This is a genomic window from Kribbella sp. CCNWLW201 (assembly GCF_037203805.1).
In the GTDB taxonomy this organism is placed as follows: domain Bacteria; phylum Actinomycetota; class Actinomycetes; order Propionibacteriales; family Kribbellaceae; genus Kribbella.
In genome coordinates this window covers 520,817-541,527 of sequence record NZ_JBBCBQ010000003.1, presented here as the reverse complement: position 1 = coordinate 541,527, position 20,711 = coordinate 520,817, and the positions used below count along the sequence as shown (strand labels likewise).

The window sequence follows — 20,711 nt, the reverse complement described above, 5'->3', positions numbered from 1 at the left end:
GGCGTGGGCGGCGTACGGTCATTGATTCCTTGTAGGAGTTGGGGTTTCAGCTAGTGGACCGCCACGCAGCGGAGTTGACACGGTACTGCGCTCCCAGACTAAGTTAGGTCTGCCTTACTAAGGTTTACCTAACAACTTCTTCGGGAGATCTGGATGCCGCAACCCGCGCGTCTGACTGCGCTGCCCGCCCCGGTGCGCAGCCCGTTCCTTTCCTGGCCGATGGCCACGACCGTCACCGATCCGGGCCGGGGTCCGTTGCCCGCCGGGCGGCCCGCCGACGTACTGCGGCGTACCTCCGAGCTGCTGGGGGAGCCGCGCATCCCCTCGACCGGCGTCGGTGAATCGGCGGCGCTCGACCTGATCGCGGGGCTGCTGGCGGAGAACGGGATCGATCTGAGCCACCCGCACGCGGCGGCCCACCTGCAGCCGCCGGTTCTTCAGGTGGCGGTGGATGCGGATGCGCTGGCCTCGGCGAGCAACGCGTCGATGGACACGTACGACTCAGGTCCGGCGACGCTGGCGATCGAGCAGTGGGTCGTGAAGGCGCTGGCCGGGCTGGCCGGATTCGGTCCCGAGGCGGACGGCGTCCTCACCCCCGGCGGTTCGATCTCGAACCTGCTCGCCGTCCTGATCGCCCGGGACAGCGCGGCTGCCGCGACCGGTGTCGACGTACGGCGGAACGGCCTGCAGGGGCTCGATCACCCGGTCGTGTTCTGCTCCGAGCTCGCCCACTTCTCGGTCCAGCGAGCCTGCGCCGCCCTCGGGCTCGGGGAGGAGGCGGCGGTCACCATCGCCTCCGACGAGAACTTCCGGATGCGCGCCGACGTGCTCGCCGACGAGCTGGCCAAGCCGGGCCGGACCCCGGTCGCGGTGGTCGCGACAGCCGGTACGACGGACTTCGGGTCGGTCGACCCGATCGCGCCGATCGCGGCGCTGGCCCGGCAGTACGGCGCCTGGGTGCACGTGGACGCGGCGTACGGGTTCGGTGCCCTGTTCTCCGACCAGCTGGCGCCGCTGCTGGCCGATCTGTCGCATGCGGACTCGGTGACGCTGGACCTGCACAAGATCGGCTGGCAGCCGGCCGCGACCAGTGTGCTGCTGGTGGCGGACAAGAACCGGTTCGCCTCCTTCGGCCGCTCGGTCGACTACCTGAACCCGGCCGACGACATCGACTCCGGTCTGGACGGACTGCTGGGCCGGAGCCTGCAGACGACCCGTCGCCCGGACGCGGTGAAAGTCGCGACCACTTTGACGGCATACGGACGGGCCGGACTGGGCAAGATGCTCGACACCTGCCACGAGCTCGCGCACGCCGCCGCAGCCAGAGTCGTTGCCGACAGCAACCTCGAGTTGCTGGCGCCGGTGACCCTGACCACGGTGTTGTTCCGGGTCGCCGGGCAGGGCCTGGAGCCGGTGTCCCAGGACGCCGTCCAGGGTGAGGTCCGGCGCCGGTTGCTGACGTCTGGACGGGTGCTGATCGGCCGGACCAAGCTGCCGGCCCGCGGCGGCCGCCCGGCGGCGGTCGCGTTGAAGCTGACGCTGCTGAATCCGAACGCCACCGTGTCGGACATCGAGGACCTGCTCGACCAGGTCGTGGCCACTGGCCTCGACGTCCGGGCGGAAAGTGGCGAAGGAGCGGCGTGACAGTGCTTTTGGCCGGGCGGGAGGCCCTATGACCTCGACTGCAGTTGCTGCCCATTTGAACGCGATCCTGCGGTGTTACACCCGGGAGACACCTGTCCCGGTCGCTGTCGGGCCGCTGACCTTTTCGGTCGGCGAGTCGACCGTGACGGCGCGGGTCGAGCACGCGTCCCGGACCGGCTTGCACGAGTTCACCGACGTACTGGTGGACGGGGTGCCGCCTGCGCCGGAGGATCTGGTCAGGTTGCTGTCCGCTGACGCGGATCCGGCCGAGGTCGACGATCTCGCGGCCCGGACGGCGGAGTCGGTCCGCAATGTCGAGCTGTTCGTCTCAAAGGCTGACGGCGAGCGTGGTCCGGGTCGCTTCCTGGAGGTCGAGCAGGCGCTGCTGTTCGGTCATTTGAACCACCCGGCACCGAAGAGCCGGGACAGACTGAGCGGTGACGAACTGGCGGCGTACTCGCCCGAGCTCGGCGGCCGCTTCGCGGTGCACTGGTTCGAAGCCGACGCCGAGCTGGTGTCGTCGGACCAGGTGGCCGGCGCGCCCTCACTGCAGGGACTGGACGCCCTGCAGCTGATGGGCGCGCTGGCCGGTATCACTCCGTCGGCCGGCCGGGTGTTGATCCCGGCGCACCCGTGGCAGGCCACTGCGGTGGCTCAGCGCCCGCGGGTGGCCGAGCTGATCTCCGCAGGTCGCGTCAAGGCGCTCGGTCCGCAGGGAGCGCAGTGGTACCCGACCTCGAGCCTGCGGACGGTGTACCACCCGGACCTGCCGGTGATGCTCAAGCTGTCACTGGGACTACGCATCACGAACTCACGCCGCGAGTCGACGCCGACCGAGCTACGCCGCGGTCTGGAGATCAACAGGTTGCTGGACGCGGCCTACAACGCCGGTACGGCGACCGCACACCCGCGATTCACCATCGTCCGTGATCCGGCGTGGGTCGCCCTGGACGAGGGTGGTCCGACGCTGACCGGCCTGGACGTCGCCGTACGCGAGGTGCCTGCTGACGTCGACAGCTACGCGTGCCTGGCCGGTCTGGTCGCGCCACGGCCCGGTGGGGTCAGTCGGTTGAGCGAGTACGCCGCTGAGGACCCGGCCGGCTGGGTGGCGACGTACATCGACAATGTGCTGGTGCCGATGCTGCACCTGTACGCCGAGACGGGTATCGGACTGGAGGCACACCAGCAGAACACGTTGGTGCGACTGGACGGTGCTGGGCGGATCAAGGGTGGGGCTTATCGCGACAACCAGGGGTACTACCTGGCGTCGTCGTACCTGCGTGGGCTCCTGGCTGTCACTGGCTTGCGGGACTCGACGCTCGCGGTTGTCGATGATCCGATTGTCGACGATCGACTGACTTACTACTTGTTGCACAACCAGGCTCTGGCTGTTGCGGGGTGCCTGGCGTATGACGGGCTGGCCGATGAGCGCGAGCTGCTGAGCGTGGTGCGAGACCGGCTGACGCTGGCGTTGCCGTTGCTGAAGGCTGCTGGTCCTGATGGCGACCGGCTGGCGCGGAGGTGGCTCGAAGCCGACAAGCTGCCCTGCAAGGCGAACATGCTGACGCGGCTGCGCGGTATCGACGAGGTGGTCGCGCCGCTGGACGCGCAGTCGGTCTACTTGGATATCCCCAACCCACTCCGGCTCGGTGATCGTGCAGTGTGAGGTCGGGCCGATGTTGCATCTGGACAACGGCTTCGACCTACGACCCGCCGCGCCTTCGGACGCCGCCACGATTGCGTTGTGGATGGCGCAGCCGCACATCCAGCGGTGGTGGCATCAGGACTGGCCGGCCGAGCGGTGGGCGCAGGAGCTGAGCGAACAGACCGCGGGGGAGCACTCGATCCCCTGTGTCGCCGCGGTCGACTCTGAAGACTTCGGGTACGTCGAGCTCTACCGGGTGAGGCACGACCGGTTGGCCGAGTACTACGCGAGTGACGAGCACGACTGGGGAGTGCACGTCGCCATCGGTGATGTCACGCGAATCGGCCGAGGGCTCGGACGCCGGCTACTGCGAGCGCTCGCCGACGCCTTGCTGGGGACCGATCCGGACTGCCGCCGGGTCGTGGCCGAGCCCGACATCGAGAACACGCCGTCCGTCCGCGCATTCGCCGCGGCCGGCTTCGTCAGGCAAGGAGAGCTACAGCTCCCCGAAAAGACAGCACTACTGATGGTCCGCACCCGGGACCGTGGAGGCATCACATGAGTACCGCCCCTTATGACGTGATCGCGATCGGCTGTGGGCCGTTCAACCTCGGACTGGCCGCGCTGGCTGACGGTGTGGACGACGTACGCATCGCAGTGCTGGACAGCCGCCCGGAGTTCACCTGGCACCGCGGGCTGATGTTCGACGATGCGATGCTGCAGGTGTCGTTCCTGGCCGACCTGGTCAGTCTGGTCGAGCCGGCGCACCCGCTCTCGTTCCTGTCGTACCTGCGCGACAACGACCGGCTGTACCAGTTCTACGTGCGGGAGAAGTTCCACCCGACCCGGCGTGAGTACGAGGCCTATCTGCGCTGGTGCGCGGCGCAGTTGGACTCGTTGCACTTCGGTCACCACGTCAGGGACGCGTCCTGGGACGGCTCGGTGTTCGAGTTGACCGTGGAGCGGGGTGAAGCCATCGAGACCTTTGCAGCTCGCCATCTGGTCGTCGGTGTCGGCACGGAACCCGCCGTACCGGCTGCACTCGCCGGGCTGCCAGAGGAGCGGTTCTTGCACTCTGCCGACTACCTGTTCCGCCGGGACGACCTACTGCGTGCAGGACGAGTCACCGTCGTCGGCTCGGGTCAATCGGGTGCCGAGTGCGCACTCGACCTGCTGCGCGCCAACGCCGAGGGTGGGCCTGCTGTGTCGTGGCTGACGCGTACGCAGTCGTTCGCACCGCTGGACTACTCGAAGCTGGTGCTGGAGATGACGACACCGTCGTACGTCGACTACTTCCACGCACTGGACGAGTCGGCGCGCGACAAGCTGGTCAAGGAGCAGTGGCGGCACTACAAGGGCATCTCGTCGGACACGCTGGACGACATCCACGACGTGCTCTACCAGCGCGACCTCGGTGCTGGTCCTGTCGCGCCGGTGGAGCTCCAGTGCGGTGTAGCTGTGGTGTCGGCTGTGGCTCGTGCAGACGGTGTAGAGCTGACGCTGCACCACTCTGACAGCGGCAAGAACTTCCAGCACTTCTGCGACGCGGTGGTAGCGGCCACTGGCTACCGCAACCGCCCACTGCCCTTCATGACCGCGCTGGAAGACCGGGTACGACGAGACGCCGCCGGGCGCTGGGTGATCAACAGGGACCACAGTGTCGAGACCGACGACGCGCTGACCGGCCGGCTCTTCGTCTCGAACGCCGACCTGCACAGTCATGGCGTCGCGGCACCAGACCTCGGCATCGGAGCCATCCGCAACGCCACCATCCTGAACGCGGTCGCGGGGCGTGAGGTGTTCCGTCTACCCAAGTCCACCGCCTTCACAAGCTTCGCCATTCCGGGATGAGCGACTGGACTCGTTGCTCGTCAGAGCTGCTGGCGAAGCTGATCTCCCAGTTCTGCACGGAGAACCTGCTGCAGCCGGTCGACAATCGCCTCGACCTCGGGCCGGTGTCCTACTCGTTCGAGGCGACCCGTGGCGCGTTCGGTAGCTGGCGGGTGGCTCCGGACTCAGTACGCCGTACCACTGCCGGCATCCTGGGCAACGACGAGAGCGAGGTCGCGACTGACCCAGTGCAGTTCCTGGTCGAAGCGGCCGACGTACTCGGTCTGGACGGGTCCACTGTGGCCGGGTACGTGGCGGAGCTGGCCAGCACGTTGGCGGCCGACGTGCGGATGGCTGCTACTGCGGTGGACCGCTCTGAGTTGCTGGGACTGCACCACAGTCGGCTGGAAGGACATCTGACCGGGCATCCGTTGCTGGTGGCCAACAAGGGTCGGTTGGGGTTCTCGGCCGAGGACAGCTTGCGGTACGCACCGGAGGCACGTACACCGCTGCGACTGGTGTGGCTCGCCGTACGTCGTGGGCTTGCTGAGTTCCGCGGTACGCCGGACCTGTCGGAGCACTCGGTGGTCGGGCGTGAGCTGGGTCCTGAGGTCCTGGAGGCCTTTCGGGGGCAGTTGGTCGATCCGGACTCGTATGTGTGGCTGCCGTGTCATCCGTGGCAGTTGGACCACGTCGTACGCACGCAGTGGGCGCGTGAGCTGGCCAGCGGGGAGATCGTCGTACTGGGTGAGGGGCCGGACGAGTACCTGCCCACACAGTCGATCCGGACGATGGTGAACATTACCCAGCCACTGCGCTACCAGGTGAAGCTGCCGCTGAAGATCCTGAACACCTCCGTGTATCGCGGCATCCCCGAGCACTGCACTCTGGCGGCGCCGATGATCACCCAGTGGCTGCGCGGCCTGTGGTACCGCGACGAGGTGTTCGGCCGGCTCGGCACCGAACTGCTCGGTGAGGTCGCGTCCGTCACGGTCCGCCACCCGCAACTCTCGAGTGCACCCGGCATCCCTTACCAGTGGACCGAAACACTCGGCTGTATCTGGCGCGACCCACTCGACCCAAGGCTGCGACCGGACGAGTCTGCTTGGGCGCTGGCCGCCGTACTCCACACCACACCAGAAGGCCCACTCGTCCAGACCCTCATCGAAAAGTCCGGCGCCGAACCCCAGGAGTGGGTCTCACACCTACTGTCCGCCCTGCTCCGCCCACTCCTCCACCTGATGCACCACTACGGCATCACGGTGAACCCCCACGGCGAAAACCTGGCCGTCATCTGCAACCCCGAAGGCCTCCCCACCCGCATAGCCATCAAAGACCTCGTCGACGACATCAACATCTCCACCGAACAGGTCCATGCCCGAGGCATCGAACCCGACTCCCACCACCGAGTCCTCCCACGCAAGCCCTGGCACATCCTCCGCCAATACCTCGTAGACGCCCTCCTCCTCGGCGTCCTCAACCCCCTGGCCAACCTCCTCCAAGACACCGGCCTGATGCACCCAGACACCTTCTGGGCCCTAACCCGAGGCGAAATCGACCTCTACACCCAAACCCACCCCGAGTACGCCGACCGCCTGAACGCCACCGCCCTCCTCGGCGAAACCTTCACCCGCTACCCCCTCAACGGCTACCGCCTAACCCTCGGCTACACCGACTTGGACACCCGCCCACCCATCCCCTCCACAGGCACCATCCCGAACCCGCTGTCGAACGTGCGCGCCATTTCACCCCAACGCCCCTGGTAGGACCCGCGACTTCCGGGGTAGAAATCACGGATGCACCGTGAGGGGGATCGATGGTGAGTTTCCTGCTGCTCTCGTCCGACGACCGCAGGCGGTACGCCGAGGACATCCAGACTGTGCTCGCGGCGCCGGTGGGATCGGTCATTCAGTTCCGCTACGACCAGAAGTGGGTGACCCCGGGGCTGCAGGCTGCGGTGCGCGACCGGCAGGCCAAGGGCAGCAGCGCCCTGCTGGGCTTCTCCTCCAGTCGCAGCGCGGATCCCTTTGTGCTGCCGGTCCGCTATGCCACGGTGGTCGAAGCCGAGTGCGTCGCGGAGATGTACATCTTCAAGCTGCGCATCGGCGGATATCCGGATCTGGACGGGTATCCGACCTCGCTGCCCGAGCTCGTCGAACTGAGCCGGGTCACAAAGGGCGAACTGACGACAGACACTGTCTTCCGTCCCGCCACTGCGACCTTCCCGCCGATGCCGGCGGAGGTCACCGACCGGATGGACGAGCGCTGGTTGGGCATCGCGCGCCGGCTGGCTCTGCATCCCACCTTCCAGAAGTCCTACTTCCTGCGGGTCGCCCCGATCGAGACCAAGCGGAACAAGGTGCTGCGGTTCGACCAGGACGGCCAGATCGAGACGATCGACGGTCAGTCGCTGCGGGTCGTTACGTACATCTTCGCCGAGCAGTACGCATCGGACGCCGGGTTCAAGCTGGCCTGTACCCCGGGCGGCACGAGCCTGCGGAACGCGTCTGACGAGGTGTACGACGTCGCGCTCCGGTACGACCGGGTCGAGTTCTGGCTGCACCTGGCCGCCGAGAACTTCGACACCTTGTCCCGGGTGACGATCAGCCTGGCGAGTGAGAACGCGGCTGCCACGACGATCCCGGCGTACGTCCGGCTGCCGCTGGTCGTCAGCCGGTCGAAGACGCGGATGTTCCGGCGGCTGGGTGCGGCCAGCACAGGAGCGGTCCTGGTCGCCCTGCCGGCGATTCTGGGCGACGACTCTCCGCTGGCGTTCCGGATCGTCGCCGCCCTGGTCGGCGCCGGTCTGCTCGCTGTGAGCGGGGCTGCGTTCAGCTCATCGAGCTGAGCGCGGGCGGAACCCGGCAACCGTCTTCCTCGTCTGACCGCCTGGAGTTCGCTCCGTAGAATGCCCTGGCAGTACGTCCTCGGAGGTAGGAGAAACTTTGTCGACCACGCTCACGCTTGCCGCGCTGAAGGCTCAGCTCGGCGAGTTCAGGGACATCATCGAGTCCGGCTGGTCGGCGCAGACTATTCACCCGGACTACGAGTTCGTGCGGATGTCTCCGGTTGGGCAATGTGGTCCGAGTTCCGCCTGGATCGTGCTCGAGCTGGCACAGCGCTACGGGATCGAGGCGGAATTCTGTTGCGGCGAGGTGGTCTCCACAGGTGATGCCGCCAAATCGTTGCCGGATCACTGCTGGGTCGAGGTCGACGACCTGGAAGCGCCGGGGCACTACATCATCGACATCACCTGTGATCAGATCGAGTACTTCCGGGCTCAGCGGTTTCTCCTCGCGGGGCAGGACGAGCTGCGGTCCGACGACATCGACTACGTCGCGCAGTGGAGGACGCCGGCGGCGCAGCTGCCTCAGGTGGAGGTCTGGCCGCGGTACGAAATCCTCGACCGCGCGATCGCAGCGAAGCTTCGGTCAGCGCAGGGCGGATAGCCAGCGGGCGGCTTGTTTGGCTTGGGTTAGGCGGCGTTCGTAGGTGGCTCCTACGGCTAGGAGGATGGTGCCGGCGGTGCCTAGGGTGATCCAGCGGGGGATGAGGGGGGCTACCTCTAGGAATTGCCAGATGCCGACTTTGGCCAGGACGGCGGCGCCGATGATGAAGGGGGCTTGCAGGCCTAGTTGGGCGCCGAGGACTATGACGGTGAGGGCGGCGGCGACTACGAGGGTGACGCGGATCCAGTTGTCGTTGCCGTCGGCAATCAGTGCTGAGGGGACCAGGCCGATCAGGAGGCCGGGGCCGAGGTAGACCCAGCTTGGCTGGTCGCGCCAGGCGAGGATGCCGATCGCGATCATCACGATCGCCGGCGGCACCGTGAACCACTCGATCGTCGTACCGCCGGCGGCGAGGACGAATGCGGTGTTCGCGATGATCAGCAGCAGACCGGCGACCAGGAGGGTGGGGCGGCGGGCGCTGTTCATGCCATAGGCAACCAGGGGCGCGGCGGCGATGGTGAGGACGACACCGGTGCCGGCGTCCGCGGAGACCATTGCCGCGACGATCTCGGCCGACAGAACGGCGCTCGCCGCCGAGCACATCAACACTCGTTCCAGCGGCTGGCCGACGTACCGGCAGGCGAGGCCGATACCGCACGCGCCGACCACGGCGAGGCTGACCGCGCCCGCCCACAGACTGATGAATTCGTCGATGGTGAACAGCACCACGGCCAACTGCGCACCCAGGCTTGCGACCCCGGCGGCCGGGACCGCGTCGACCACCTTGCGGAGCGCCGCGAAGACGGCCAGTACGGCGACGATGCCGGCGATGAACCCGAGTTGCCGTACGTCGGCCTGCCACGCGCAGAACAGAAGGTTGACCGAGGCAACGGTGACGGTCGCGACCTGCTGGACGACCGAGATCATTCCGGTACGGCGGTTGCGCAGGATGACCGTGATCGCGAGGGCCGTGGCGAGGCCGGTAGTCAACCAGCGGCCGGGACCGGGAAGCTGCGGCAGACAGGTGGCGACCGCGAAGCCGGCGGCGATCGTGCAGACGGCCTCGCCGAGTCCCGAGGTGACGGACGACGGGAGCGGTCGCTTCCGCAGGATCAGGATGCCGGTGACAGCAGCGAGACAGACGACCGCGGTAGTGGCGATCACGGTCCGGAGTTCCGCTGAGGTGAACGCCGTACCGAAGAAGTCGCGGTAGTCGATCGAGTACTTGGTCAGCAGGCCCGAGAAGGTCCGGATCATGCCGGTGGCGAGGATGCCGCAGAAGACGATGGCGGATGTAATCGAGCCGGCACGACGGACGATCGGTGTGCCCTTGGCGGACAGGACGAGGGTGACGACGACCTGCGCGAGCAGAGCGGCGAGCAGCCAAGGCAGGCTGACCCGGTCGATCAGGACCAACGGCAACGGCAGCTGGCCTGCGATCACTGTGGTGACGCCGTACGTGACCACTGTGGGGGCCAGCCTGGTCATCAGAAGGTTGACCAGGGCAACGGTCCCGAAGACGATCGCGCTGTAGGTGAGGCCGTCGACGGCATCCTTCGAGATCAGGCCGAGGGCGCGGGCGCCGTACAGGTCGACGGTGAGCAGACCGCAGCCGAGGATGGCGAGGGCTTCGGCCGATGCGGCGAGGGAGCTACGGCTCGCTGGGATGGAACCGGCGAAGGCGAGGGCGGCGAGCGTGCCGATGATGCCTGCCTGTGCGGCGACGGGAAGGCTGTCCCAGTTGACGGCGAGGAAGGTGACGCCGGCCGCCAGCAGCAGGAGTACGCCGAGGCTGAGCAGTGTGGCCTGTGGACTGAGCCGGCGGCGGTGCGGTGCGGGACGCCGTACTGGCTGAGGAGGCGGCGGGAGAGGCTGGAAGCTCGCAGCAGGACGGCGAACGGGGTGCGCCTGCGGTGCGGGCACAGGTCGTGAGGGCACAGGTGGTGCGGGGATACCGCGCGGGGGAGGAGGCGGGTAGAACGGCGCGGGTAGCTGGTATGCCAGTGCGGGCGGCGGGACAGGTAGCGGAGGGGGCGGCGCAGGTTGTGGGCCTGCTTGCACACTGAGGTGTAGCAGCGTGTGACAGGCCGGGCACTGGAACGGTGCGGTGACATGCGCGTTCATGGCAATCCTCCTGAGTCTCACCTCACTATCGCCAGCCGGAACGGGTGGCCGCGTGAGTACGTCTACTCAATTCGTGACGTAGGCTGCTGCGGTCTGCCGGTCGTCCAGACCGGCGTGACGAACACGGGGAGCAACATGAACACTGGGCATGTCGAGCTCGCGAGGGCTCAGCAGGAACGTTGGCAGACGGCGTACGAGCAGCATCCGCATCTGCACGGGACCGAGCCGTCCGCGGCGGCGCGCTGGGCGGCCGGCGTATTCGGTGCCGCAGGCATCGATGATGTGCTCGAGCTCGGCGCCGGGCAGGGCCGCGACGCGCTTTTCCTGGCACAGCAGGGATTCAGCGTGCACGCCACCGACTTCAGCGAGTCCGCGCTCGACCAGTTGCGGCTGGAGGCGCAGCGCGAGGGACTCGACGACCGGGTCACCGCGGCGCTGCACGACGTCCGCGATCCGCTCCCGCCGGCCGACGCGACCGTCAACGCGGTGTTCGCGAACATCCTGCTGAACATGGCGTTCTCCCGCGCCGAGCTGCGGTCGCTCGTCGGCGAGATCCATCGCGTCCTGCGTCCCGGCGGGCTTTTCGTGTACGCCGTCTGGTCGGCCGACGACCCGTGCTCCGGTCATTGGCAGGAACTGGCGGACGGGTTGTCGGTGCACGACGGTTTCGCCGGCCGGTTCTTCGACGAGGCGCTGATCGGCGAACTGGCCGACCGCTGGCGGGTCGACGACACCACGCCGTACGAGGAAGGTGCCCGCCGGATGTGGCGGGTCGCGCTCGCGAAGCCCAACCCTGCAAGCTGATTCGGCACTCTCCGCCGGGAAGTTGGAGCCGGCTCTAGCTGTGCGTGATTCCGAAAAGGTGAAGTTCACTCTAGCTGCGGCGTGCCAGGTTGCGGTGTGGTCACCAAAAGGAAATGTTGCATTGACGAACCCGATCGGTTCCGACAGGCTCTGTCCGCGTCTCACCTTCGACCATCGGAGAAAAGCAATGCAGTGGTACATCGACGTCATCAAGAAGTACGCCGTGTTCGACGGGCGGGCCCGGCGCAAAGAGTTCTGGATGTTCGTGCTCTTCAACACGATCGTCGGGATCATCCTGTCCATCATCGACCGGATCATCGGGACGGATTTCGGCGGCCGCACGGGCGGCGGCTGGCTGTCGACGATCTACTACCTGGCCGTGCTGCTGCCGTTGATCGGTGTCTCCATCCGGCGCATGCACGACACGAACCGTCGCGGCGTGTGGGTCCTGGTCTATCTGATCCCCTGCATCGGCTGGATCTGGTTCATCGTGCTGGCCGCCCAGGAGGGCACGGTCGGTGACAACCAGTACGGTCCCGACCCGAAGGCGGCCGAGCGCGGCCAGGGCTTCGGCGGTCCGGCCGGTCCGGCCGAGCCTGGGTACCCGACGGTCTGATCCACGCAGAACGCCCCGCGAACCCGGTGAGAGACGCCGGTTCGCGGGGCGTTTCGCTGCCTGCGGAAACCCTTGAGGAAACCACCTGTGGAAACCCTCGGAAATGTGGATTTCCCTGTGGATAAAAGAGTCAGCTGGCCTGGCTGACGCTTGACATGTTGAAGTCCGGGATGAGCAGTGGCGGCGTTGCGGTGCGGGAGAAGTCGTCACCCCACTCGCGGGAGAACGACGGCACCGTCGCGCCGGCCGCGGTGAAACGGGCCAGCAGGTCGACCGGGCTCTCGTTGAAGCGGAAGTTGTTCACGGCACCGGTCACCTCGCCGTTCTCGACCAGGTAGACACCGTCCCGGGTGAGCCCGGTGAGCAGCAGCGTCTGCGGGTCGACCATCCGGATGTACCACAGACAGGTCAGCAGCAGTCCGTTGTCGAGGCCCGCGACGAGGTCGTCGGTCGTCCCGGTCGCGCCGTCCACCGACAGGATGTAGTTGTCGATATCGGGCGTCGCCGCCGGCGCGCCGATCAGGTCGGCGGTACGACGGCTCGTCATCAGCGCCTCGAGCTTGCCGCCACGGATCCAGTCCGTCGCGTTCAGCGTGAGCCCGTTGTCGAACACGCTGGACGAACCACCGGACGACCGGGCCACCGCGAACGGAAACGTCTCCAGCCCGGGCAGGTGCGGGTCCGATCGCAGGTTGACCGGCTGCAGCGACAGCACGTCACCCACCCGCGTTCCACCTGACGGCTTGGCGAAGACGCTGCGCCCCTCGAACGCTTCCCGCCCGTCAAGACACCAGAAGAGGTACGTCGTGAGGTCGGCAACGGCAGCTGGTGGCAACACCGTGGCGTGCCGACCGGCATCGACCGAAACCGTCCGCGAAGCCCAGCCGAGTCGACGGGTCAGCTCGGCGTCGATCGCGTGCGCGTCGATGTCGGTGAAGTCGCGGGTGGCAGCGCCGACCCACGCGGACTGGCTCAGGTCACCGGACTTGCCGGTCGCGGTGACGAAGCCGCGGGGGAGTGCCTGTCGCAACCGCAGTCCGGTCGACGAACCGACGTACAGGGTGATGACCTGGTGGTCGGCGAAACCGTAGAGCCAGCGGTTCTCGTGGCCGGCCCGCTTCAGGGTGTCGCCGAGTGCCGGCGCGAACTTCTCGTAGACGCTGACCGTGGTCTCTTCGGGTTCCTCGTCCCAGTCGGTGCTGACGGTGCCGTCGATCAGCGGGCGGGCGTCCTCGGCCGGGCTCGCGGACCGCGCGGTCGCCACCGCGGCCGACACGATCTCGCGCAATGACGCGTCGGTCACCGAGGAGCGGCCGACCACTCCGGCCGCCGTACCCTCGCCGGCTCCGACCGTGGCGATCACGGTCACGCCGGAGCCACGCATGGCGCCGTTGGTGGTGAGGGTGTTGTTGGCCCAGCGCAGGTTGGTGCTGGAGGTCTCGGCGACGATGACGACGCAGCCGTCGGCGCCCTTGGCCGCGGCCAGGGCCAGACCCCGCTCGATGGTGTCCTGCGGGGTGAGCTGAATGGCGGTCGTCACCGGCCGGCCTCCTGCGTGGTGTTGAGAATGCGGACGCTGCGGAACAGGGCTGACGGGCAACCATGGCTGACCGCACCGGACTGGCCGGGCTGGGCTTTGCCGCAGTTCAGTGCGCCGCCGAGGACGTACGTCTGCGGGCCGCCGACGGCCTCCATCGAGCCCCAGAAGTCGGTCGTGGTCGCCTGGTACGCGACGTCGCGGAGCTGACCGTCGAGCTTGCCGTCGGTGATCTTGTAGAACCGCTGGCCGGTGAACTGGAAGTTGTACCGCTGCATGTCGATCGACCACGACTTGTCGCCGACGATGTAGATGCCGTTCTTGACCCGGGAGATCAGTTCCTCGGTGGACGGGCCGCTGGCGGCCGGCTGCAGCGACACGTTCGCCATCCGCTGGATCGGGATGTGACCGGACGAGTCGGCGTACGCACAGCCGTTGGAGCGCGCCGTGCCCAGGAGGTCCTCGTTGACCTTGGCCATCCGGCGGTCGACCTGGTAGCCGACCAGGACCCCGTCCTTCACCAGGTCCCACTGCTGGCCGGCCACACCCTCGTCGTCGTACCCGACGGTGGACAGGCCGTGCTCGGCGGTGCGGTCGCCGGTGACGTGCATGATCGGCGAGCCGTATTTCAGCGTGCCGAGCTTGTCCGTGGTGGCGAAGCTGGTGCCGGCGTAGTTGGCCTCGTAGCCGAGCGCGCGGTCGAGCTCGGTGGCGTGGCCGATCGACTCGTGGATGGTGAGCCAGAGGTTGGTCGGGTCGATCACGAGGTCGTACGTGCCGGCCTCGACGGTCGGCGCGGCCATCTTCTCGGCCAGCCAGCCGGGGATCTGGGCCAGTTCCTCGTCCCAGTTCCAGCCGGTGCCGGTCAGGTACTCCCAGCCGCGCCCGGCCGGCGGTGCGCAGGTGCTCATCGAGTCGAACCGCCCGGTCTCGGCGTCGACGGCGAACGCGGTGATCTTCGGCCCGATCCGGACCCGCTGCTGGGTGTACGACGTCCCCGCGGAGTTCGCGTAGTACTTGCACTCGTGGATCGAGGCGACGTGGACGCTCACGTGGGCGACGCCCTCGGCCTGGAGCAGCCGGTCGCTGTAATCGGTCAGCAGCGCGACCTTCTCGGCCCGCGGCAGGGTGAACGGGTCGATCTCGTACGACGAGACCCAGGTGACGTCGTGGTAGACGGGCTCGTCGGCCAGCTCGATGGTCTCGGCGTTGATCGGCCGCGACACCTGGGCCATGTTCACCGCCTGCTCGGCGACCTGGACGGCCTCGTCCTTGGTCAGCGCGACGCCGGCGGCGAAACCCCAGGTGCCGTCGTGGATGACCCGGACCGCGAGGCCGAGGTCCTCGTCGTCCTTGGCGTTCTCCAGCCGGCTGTCGCGCAGCGCGATGGACTCCGACCGGATCCGCTCCAGCCGGAACTCGGCGAAGGTGGCACCGAGGTCCTTGGCCCGTTGCAGGGCGGCCTCGGCAAGCTCATGACGGGGAAGGGCGAGGAAGCTCGCGTCGACTTCTGGCACGAAGTCGACCTTATACACGGAACCTGCCCGCGACCTGTGGTGTAGAGACAATGACACCAAACGGCCTCGCTTCGCTCGGCGCGGCGGGAGGCTAGCCTCGCTTCGCTCGGCGCTGTGGGGGTGGACAGGAGGCGCGATCAGCGGGATCGACGAGGCGGAGGTTCTGGCTCGGGTGCGGGGTGGGGATTCGGCCGCCTACGGCGAGCTGGTGGTGCTGCACGCCCAGGTGGCGAAGCGTACGGCGGTCTTCCTCGGCGCCGGCGCGGATGCGGACGACGTGGTGCAGGAGTCGTTCGTGAAGGCGTACCGGGCGCTCGGGAGCTTCCGGACCGGAGCGTCCTTCCGGCCCTGGTTGCTGCGGATCGTGGCCAACGAGACGCGGAACGTTCAGCGGTCCCGCAGCCGCCGGGCCCACCGTGAGGAGCTGGCTGCGCCGCTTGACGTCGTACTGGACCCTGCGGAGGAGGCTGTGTCGCTGGAGCGGCGGAGAGAGCTGCTCGAGGCTGTGCGGTCGTTGCCGGAGTCCTTCCGGCTGGTGGTGACCTGCCGCTATCTGTTGGACCTCGATGAGCAGGAAACAGCCGTGGTGCTCGGCTGGCCGCGTGGGACGGTCAAGTCCCGGCTGCACCGTGCACTGGGCCGTCTACGGGACTCTCTGCCTGACAAGGAGGTGCAGCGATGAGCTTGGACGACGAGCTACGGGCTCTCGGCCGTTCTGCCGTCGTACCTCCGGCAGACGAGGGTCTGACGGCTGCAGTGCTGTCCCGGGTGGCCGATCTGCCTGTACGGCGATCGCTGCGGGACCGGTGGCGGACCTTCCTGGCCCTGTTCCTCGTGCTGGTCGCGGGCGCAGTGGCGACGCCTCCGGTGCGTGCGACGGTGGCGGAGTGGCTCAACATCGGGGGAGTGCAGGCACAACCTGTCGGGAGCGCGCCGACCAGTGCACCGACCGCACCGCCCGCCGTGACCGGTCAGCTGTCGCTGGAGGAGGCGGAGCGGGTCGCCGGGTTCAAGCCGGCCCTGCCGACTGAGCTGGGGGCGCCCAAGGGTGTGGAGGCGTCGCAGGCGTTCGTGGCGATCGGGTGGGACGGCGTACGGCTGGAGCAGTTCCGGGCCGAGGTGTCACCGCTGTACTTCAAGAAGTACTACGGGAGCCTGCAGGAGGTACCGGAGGTCAACGGCTACTGGTTCGACACACCGCATGAGCTCGTGCTGGTCGACTCTGCCGGAGTCGAGCGCCGCGTACGCGTGGCAGGCCCCACGCTGGTGTGGGTCCGGGCGGGTGTCACCTTCCGGCTCGAAGGCGTTGCCGACAAGGCGCGGGCAGCGCAACTCGCCCAGGGAACCTCCTAGCCCTCGGCGGTGTACCAGGGGTGAGTCTGCTCAAGGAGGCCTGCCATGGTTCGCCGTACTCTTGCTCTGTTCGTCGCCCTGCTCGCGGTTGCCGCCCTCGGCACCACTCCCGCCCACGCCGGCGGGCCCACCAGCGTGCTGCTCAGCAGCCCGCCCAAGTTGGTTGCCATCGGCTACGAGGATCCGCAGTACGCCGCGCTCCAGCGACTCACGGAAGCGGTGGGATCGCGAGGTAAGGACGGCGATGACCGGCATGCCGTCGGCAGCTTCGTCCGCGCCACCTGGCTCATCCACGACATGGCCGTCTGGCGCCAGGACGTCATCTACCCGGATGCACCGGGCGGTCCCTGGATTGCCCGGCGAGAGTCGATGGGCGGCTCCGGGATGCCGGAACAGGCCACCTGGCACACCCCCGCCGACCCCGTCAACCTGTTGAAGCTGCTCGGCTCCCTGCACCTGCTCGCAGGCCAGCGCAACGGTGAGCCGTCGTACGGCGGTCCGACCTACATCGCCGGCGAACCCGCACCGGCCGCGACCGAACCGGAAACCGAGCCGCCGGCCGCGACCACATCGACTGAGACTGCTTCGACCAGTGCGTTCACCGGCTGGCGCTGGACCATCCCGGGCGTCCTGCTCGGCGCGGTGATCGCACTGATCGCAGTACGCTTCCTGCCCAAGCGCCGCGACTGGCAGCTGATCGACGCGGAGTGAGTCACACGGGCTGAGCGGCCAGCTCGAACCCGGCGAACAGCCGCCCGCCGTACAGATCGAGGATGCCGTCCACCTCCTCGGCCAACGCAGCGGTGTCCCGGACACCGGCGAGCAAAGCACCTGCGTGGTCTGTCCCGTGCACCTCGTCGTACGCCTTGAGCTCCCGCAGCAGACCCTTCCCAGTGCCGGACCAGCGCCGCGCGCCAGTGAGCAGCAGCCGAGCCGCGTCCTGCCAGAGCACTGAAGCGAGAGCAGTCCGCACGTCGTCCGTCGATGCGTCAGCCAAGTCGTCCAGCAGACAGGTGATTCCGTAGCGAAGGAGGTCGAGCTCAGCGGTCGTCAACGCGGCAGGCCCGGCCGCCACCTCCTCTAGGCCCGCCTGCTGCAGCCGGGCGCCGGAACCATCTGTGTCGAGCAGTACGACGGACTCGCCAACGAGCCGCATCATGGTCGGCTGGCGACGCTGCTGGTCCTTGCCGCAGAAGTACCTCAATGACTCCTCGGTGTGCACGAACAGCTCGACCGGCCAGCCGCCGTACTCGAGCGACCGTCGCATCGGAGCCGGCTGACCGCTCAGCAGCACAGTGATGTCGAGGTCAGACGTGGAGGAGGCGTCACCGCGTACGACGCTGCCGCCCAGCCACGCCGCCCGCGCGTCCGGGTACTGCTCTGCCACCAGTTGTCGTGCGACCTCCGCCGCGTCGTTCACCATCAGTCCAGTGTCCGGCTGTGGACTGTCGGGCTGCCACTGGGTTTCAGGCGTGGACGGGTGAGGCTATGACGACTGTGACGTCGGCTGAGCTGTCCGTCGTGTGGTAGCTGTGCGGTGCGTCGCCGGCGAACGCCAGCAGGTCGCCCTGGCCGAGTTGGCGGAGGTCACCGGACGGTCCGGCCGACAGCTGACCGGCAGAGACCAGCAGATGCTCGTTGGTGCCAGGGGCGTGCGGAACGCCGTCTACTGAGGTCTTGGGTGGCAGACGGAGTCGCCAGATCTCCAGGCTGTTGCCGCCGCTGATGCGTCGAAGCAGCTCCCTGGTAGGCCCGTCACCGTCGGCTGCGGTCGCCTGCAGGTGCAGCGTGCCGGAGTCAGCTGGACGGGTGAGGAGGTCGGTGAGGGGGAGCGCCAGGGCGACCGCGATCGCGTCGAGGGTGTCGATCGTCGGGTTGCTCGTACCGGCTTCGAGCTGGGACAGCGTCGCCTTGCTCAGGCCAGTCCGCCTTGCCAGCTCGGCCTGACTCATGCCGCGTTGCTGACGCCTTCGCAGTACCTGCATGCCCGCGGCCGCGGCTGCACTGCTGACGGACCTCGTCATCGCAGCGGCCGATGGGTCGCCGTGTAGGACACGCGCACGCGTCCCTTCTTGACCTTCACGCCGGTGATGGTCACGGTCGCCAGGGACGCGAGACTCCGCACATGGGTCCCACCGCACGGCTCTTCGTGCAGGTCCCCGACCCGCACGACCCGGTGCCCGGCGTTCGCCACCGCAGTCACGGGCAGATCGGCCGCGATCGCCGCGTCCACACCAGCCTGGATCCGCTCGGCGGCGCCCGCCAACTCAACCGGGTCGGGCGAGGTGAACTCGATCCGGGCCTGCCCCGGAAAGTGGCTGTTCCCCGCCCAGATCCACCCCTCGGCCCGAGCCACCCCGTCCACCACGTGCCCAGCGGTGTGCAGCGCCGCATGCAGCAACCGAAGCTCGGCATCCACCCGCGCCCGTACGACGTCGCCCTCGCTCAACTCGGTCGGCTCGGAGGCCACCAGATAGACCAGTCCGTCATCGCCCCGGACCGGGGAGCCCGGCCACTCACCGACCCACCCACGGTCCGCCGGCTGGCCGCCACCCTGTGGATGAAACACGTTCTCCCGCACAGCAATCCGGCTCCCGGAATCTTCGACCGCTACGACCCGAGTCACCACCTCGGTCAGATAGCTGTCCTCGAGGTAGGTCGCCTGCTGCTCAATCGTCGGTGCAATCTGCCAAACCATACGTTCACTATATCAAACGCTGATAAGCTGCCGGGTGTGCGCAAGAACAGGCTGACCCTCGAGTCCGCGACGCCGGCGGAGGTAGGCGACGTACTCACCGTGCTGGACGAGGCAGCCGCCTGGCTCCGGGATTCCGGCATCGACCAATGGCCGGATCGCTTTGAGTCCGCATGGGTTGAGCCCGCGATCGAACGCGGTGAGACGTGGCTGGCCCGCCTCGACGGTGTCGTCGCCGGAACGATCACCCTCGACTGGGACGACCCCCTCTGGTCTGACCTCGAAGGCACCGCGGGCTACGTGCATCGAATGGCGGTCCGCCGCTCAGCAACCGGCCTCGGCGCGGCCCTCCTCGACTGGGCCGTCGCCACCACGCGCGCTCTCGGCTGCACCTATCTCCGCCTCGACTGCGTCACCTCGAACACCCGTCTCCGCTCCTACTACGAGTCCCGAGGCTTCCACCACCAAGGCGACGTCCCAGTCGGCGGCGCACCCGGACAACGCGAGAGCGACGGTCCCACGACCTGGGTGAGCCGCTATCAGTTACCGCTCTGAATGAGCCAGCGCAGCAGGTCACGGTAGGCAGCTGCGGGTTGGATGTGGCCGCCGGTGTACGGGATGACTTCGGCGTGCGGGATTTCCGGTGCGAGGAGGTCGGCGTACTTGCGGGCGCGGCCGTCGGCGGAACCGAACCAGATGCTGGTCGGGACACGGATGTCGGTGAGGCTGAAACCCCACTCGGTCGCGAAGGCAATGTTGTCGTCCACCCAGCCGTCGTGACTCGTGACGAAGGTCGCAGTGAGACGGGCCATCGCTTCCGGGTCGTCGCGGGCAGGTGGTGCCGGTGGCGCGGGGGAGTGCGGGTCGGGCAGAAACTCAGGCCCGCCGGCTTCGACCGCAGCCATGATGCTGCGGGCGGTCTCCTCGAAGAGAGGCCGGATGCGCTCCTCGCCGCGGGCGGCCAACCAGGACGTGTGGTTCCGCCGTGGGTCCGCCTCGTCCACGCCCGGCTCCGGGCCGTCGACGAGAGGCGGGGCTATGCATGCGCTGACGGCGCAACGCGTCACACGAGAAGGGAGCAGGGCTGCGCAGGCCAGTGCGTGTGGGCCGCCTCCCGAACCTCCGGTGACCGCGAAACGATCCCAGTTGTGCGCGTCGGCCAGTGCCTGCACATCGGTGACCACATCGGCGACTGTGCGACCTGGTTGCCTGGTTGATCCGCCGTACCCGGGGCGGTCGGGAATGAGGAGGCACAGGCCGGATTCCTCGATGACCCGGACGGCGTCCGGGCGCCTCCAGCGGGTGCTGGGTGAGCCCGTGAGAGACACCGCTGGCGTGCCGGCCGGGTCGCCGTACAGGGAGTAGTGCACAACCCGGTCACCGATGCGCAGTTCGTGGTCCACGAGCGGAGCGTACCTACTACCTGAATCTCGAGTTTTCGGGTTGGGATTCTCAGGATTCGGGATGGGACCGGGGTGGTGGGAGGATGCGGGCTTA

At 67.9% G+C, this 20,711-nt stretch carries 20 protein-coding genes; 13 read left to right on the top strand and 7 right to left on the bottom strand.

The window, feature by feature from the left end; all coding sequences use genetic code 11:
• The first annotated feature begins 153 nt into the window (after positions 1-153).
• The 7 genes from V9K99_RS17980 to V9K99_RS17950 all read left to right on the top strand — a co-directional run bounded on the left by V9K99_RS17980 (position 154) and on the right by V9K99_RS17950 (position 8,568).
• Positions 154-1,644 carry a pyridoxal phosphate-dependent decarboxylase family protein gene (locus V9K99_RS17980; protein WP_336999704.1) on the top strand — a complete coding sequence of 497 codons (1,491 nt, stop codon included), beginning with the start codon at positions 154-156 and terminating at the stop codon, positions 1,642-1,644.
• A 28-nt stretch (positions 1,645-1,672) separates the two neighbouring features.
• Positions 1,673-3,310: an IucA/IucC family protein gene (locus tag V9K99_RS17975; RefSeq protein ID WP_336999706.1), complete on the top strand. Its 1,638-nt coding sequence runs from the start codon at positions 1,673-1,675 to the stop codon at positions 3,308-3,310.
• A 10-nt stretch (positions 3,311-3,320) separates the two neighbouring features.
• Positions 3,321-3,851 (top strand): GNAT family N-acetyltransferase, encoded by a 531-nt coding sequence (locus V9K99_RS17970; protein WP_336999708.1) that lies wholly within the window; start codon positions 3,321-3,323, stop codon positions 3,849-3,851.
• Positions 3,848-5,140: a lysine N(6)-hydroxylase/L-ornithine N(5)-oxygenase family protein gene (locus V9K99_RS17965; RefSeq protein ID WP_336999710.1), complete on the top strand. Its 1,293-nt coding sequence runs from the start codon at positions 3,848-3,850 to the stop codon at positions 5,138-5,140. Before V9K99_RS17970 ends, V9K99_RS17965 begins: the two co-directional genes overlap by 4 nt.
• On the top strand, positions 5,137-6,885 hold the full coding sequence (locus V9K99_RS17960; protein WP_336999712.1) for an IucA/IucC family protein: 1,749 nt from the start codon (positions 5,137-5,139) through the stop codon (positions 6,883-6,885). Before V9K99_RS17965 ends, V9K99_RS17960 begins: the two co-directional genes overlap by 4 nt.
• A 50-nt stretch (positions 6,886-6,935) precedes the next feature.
• Complete coding sequence (locus V9K99_RS17955) at positions 6,936-7,967, top strand: hypothetical protein (protein ID WP_336999713.1); 1,032 nt, start codon at positions 6,936-6,938, stop codon at positions 7,965-7,967.
• 97 nt (positions 7,968-8,064) lie between these two features.
• Positions 8,065-8,568: a hypothetical protein gene (locus V9K99_RS17950; RefSeq protein WP_336999715.1), complete on the top strand. Its 504-nt coding sequence runs from the start codon at positions 8,065-8,067 to the stop codon at positions 8,566-8,568.
• Here V9K99_RS17950 and V9K99_RS17945 read toward each other — a convergent pair.
• Complete coding sequence (locus V9K99_RS17945; RefSeq protein WP_336999717.1) at positions 8,551-10,491, bottom strand: SCO7613 C-terminal domain-containing membrane protein; 1,941 nt, start codon at positions 10,489-10,491, stop codon at positions 8,551-8,553. The genes V9K99_RS17950 and V9K99_RS17945 overlap by 18 nt on opposite strands.
• Before the next feature lie 336 nt (positions 10,492-10,827).
• Here V9K99_RS17945 and V9K99_RS17940 point away from each other — a divergent pair, with 336 nt between their 5' ends.
• Both V9K99_RS17940 and V9K99_RS17935 read left to right on the top strand, forming a co-directional pair.
• Positions 10,828-11,496 carry a class I SAM-dependent methyltransferase gene (locus V9K99_RS17940; protein ID WP_336999719.1) on the top strand — a complete coding sequence of 223 codons (669 nt, stop codon included), beginning with the start codon at positions 10,828-10,830 and terminating at the stop codon, positions 11,494-11,496.
• Between the two features lie 187 nt (positions 11,497-11,683).
• Positions 11,684-12,112, top strand: a complete 429-nt coding sequence (locus V9K99_RS17935) for a DUF805 domain-containing protein (protein WP_336999721.1) — start codon at positions 11,684-11,686, stop codon at positions 12,110-12,112.
• A 130-nt stretch (positions 12,113-12,242) separates the two neighbouring features.
• Here the strand turns inward: V9K99_RS17935 and V9K99_RS17930 are convergent, their stop codons facing one another.
• A complete protein-coding gene (locus V9K99_RS17930; RefSeq protein WP_336999723.1) occupies positions 12,243-13,652 on the bottom strand; it encodes a metallopeptidase TldD-related protein in 1,410 nt (469 codons plus the stop codon).
• Positions 13,649-15,166 carry a TldD/PmbA family protein gene (locus tag V9K99_RS17925; RefSeq protein ID WP_336999725.1) on the bottom strand — a complete coding sequence of 506 codons (1,518 nt, stop codon included), beginning with the start codon at positions 15,164-15,166 and terminating at the stop codon, positions 13,649-13,651. Before V9K99_RS17925 ends, V9K99_RS17930 begins: the two co-directional genes overlap by 4 nt.
• A gap of 172 nt (positions 15,167-15,338) precedes the next feature.
• Here V9K99_RS17925 and V9K99_RS17920 point away from each other — a divergent pair, with 172 nt between their 5' ends.
• Genes V9K99_RS17920 through V9K99_RS17910 form a run of 3 tightly spaced genes read left to right on the top strand, consistent with a single transcriptional unit; the run spans position 15,339 to position 17,230 of the window.
• Positions 15,339-15,848: an RNA polymerase sigma factor gene (locus V9K99_RS17920; protein WP_336999727.1), complete on the top strand. Its 510-nt coding sequence runs from the start codon at positions 15,339-15,341 to the stop codon at positions 15,846-15,848.
• A complete protein-coding gene (locus V9K99_RS17915; RefSeq protein ID WP_336999729.1) occupies positions 15,845-16,519 on the top strand; it encodes a hypothetical protein in 675 nt (224 codons plus the stop codon). The genes V9K99_RS17920 and V9K99_RS17915 overlap by 4 nt, the downstream gene beginning before the upstream one ends.
• A 45-nt stretch (positions 16,520-16,564) precedes the next feature.
• Complete coding sequence (locus tag V9K99_RS17910; protein WP_336999731.1) at positions 16,565-17,230, top strand: hypothetical protein; 666 nt, start codon at positions 16,565-16,567, stop codon at positions 17,228-17,230.
• Between the two features lies 1 nt (position 17,231).
• On the opposite strand, the gene V9K99_RS17905 is transcribed toward V9K99_RS17910, so the two are convergent.
• From V9K99_RS17905 to V9K99_RS17895, 3 genes are read right to left on the bottom strand one after another with little or no spacing between them, the layout of a single operon-like run.
• On the bottom strand, positions 17,232-17,942 hold the full coding sequence (locus V9K99_RS17905) for a nucleotidyltransferase domain-containing protein (protein ID WP_336999733.1): 711 nt from the start codon (positions 17,940-17,942) through the stop codon (positions 17,232-17,234).
• A gap of 43 nt (positions 17,943-17,985) precedes the next feature.
• Positions 17,986-18,543 (bottom strand): helix-turn-helix domain-containing protein, encoded by a 558-nt coding sequence (locus V9K99_RS17900; RefSeq protein WP_336999735.1) that lies wholly within the window; start codon positions 18,541-18,543, stop codon positions 17,986-17,988.
• Positions 18,540-19,217, bottom strand: a complete 678-nt coding sequence (locus V9K99_RS17895; protein ID WP_336999737.1) for an alanyl-tRNA editing protein — start codon at positions 19,215-19,217, stop codon at positions 18,540-18,542. Before V9K99_RS17895 ends, V9K99_RS17900 begins: the two co-directional genes overlap by 4 nt.
• Before the next feature lie 36 nt (positions 19,218-19,253).
• Between V9K99_RS17895 and V9K99_RS17890 the strand changes: the two genes are divergently transcribed.
• Entirely contained in the window at positions 19,254-19,769 is a 516-nt protein-coding gene (locus V9K99_RS17890; RefSeq protein ID WP_336999739.1) for a GNAT family N-acetyltransferase, read from the top strand.
• Here V9K99_RS17890 and V9K99_RS17885 read toward each other — a convergent pair.
• On the bottom strand, positions 19,754-20,617 hold the full coding sequence (locus V9K99_RS17885; protein WP_336999741.1) for an alpha/beta fold hydrolase: 864 nt from the start codon (positions 20,615-20,617) through the stop codon (positions 19,754-19,756). The two genes, V9K99_RS17890 and V9K99_RS17885, sit on opposite strands and share 16 nt — an antisense overlap.
• Positions 20,618-20,711 lie beyond the last annotated feature (94 nt).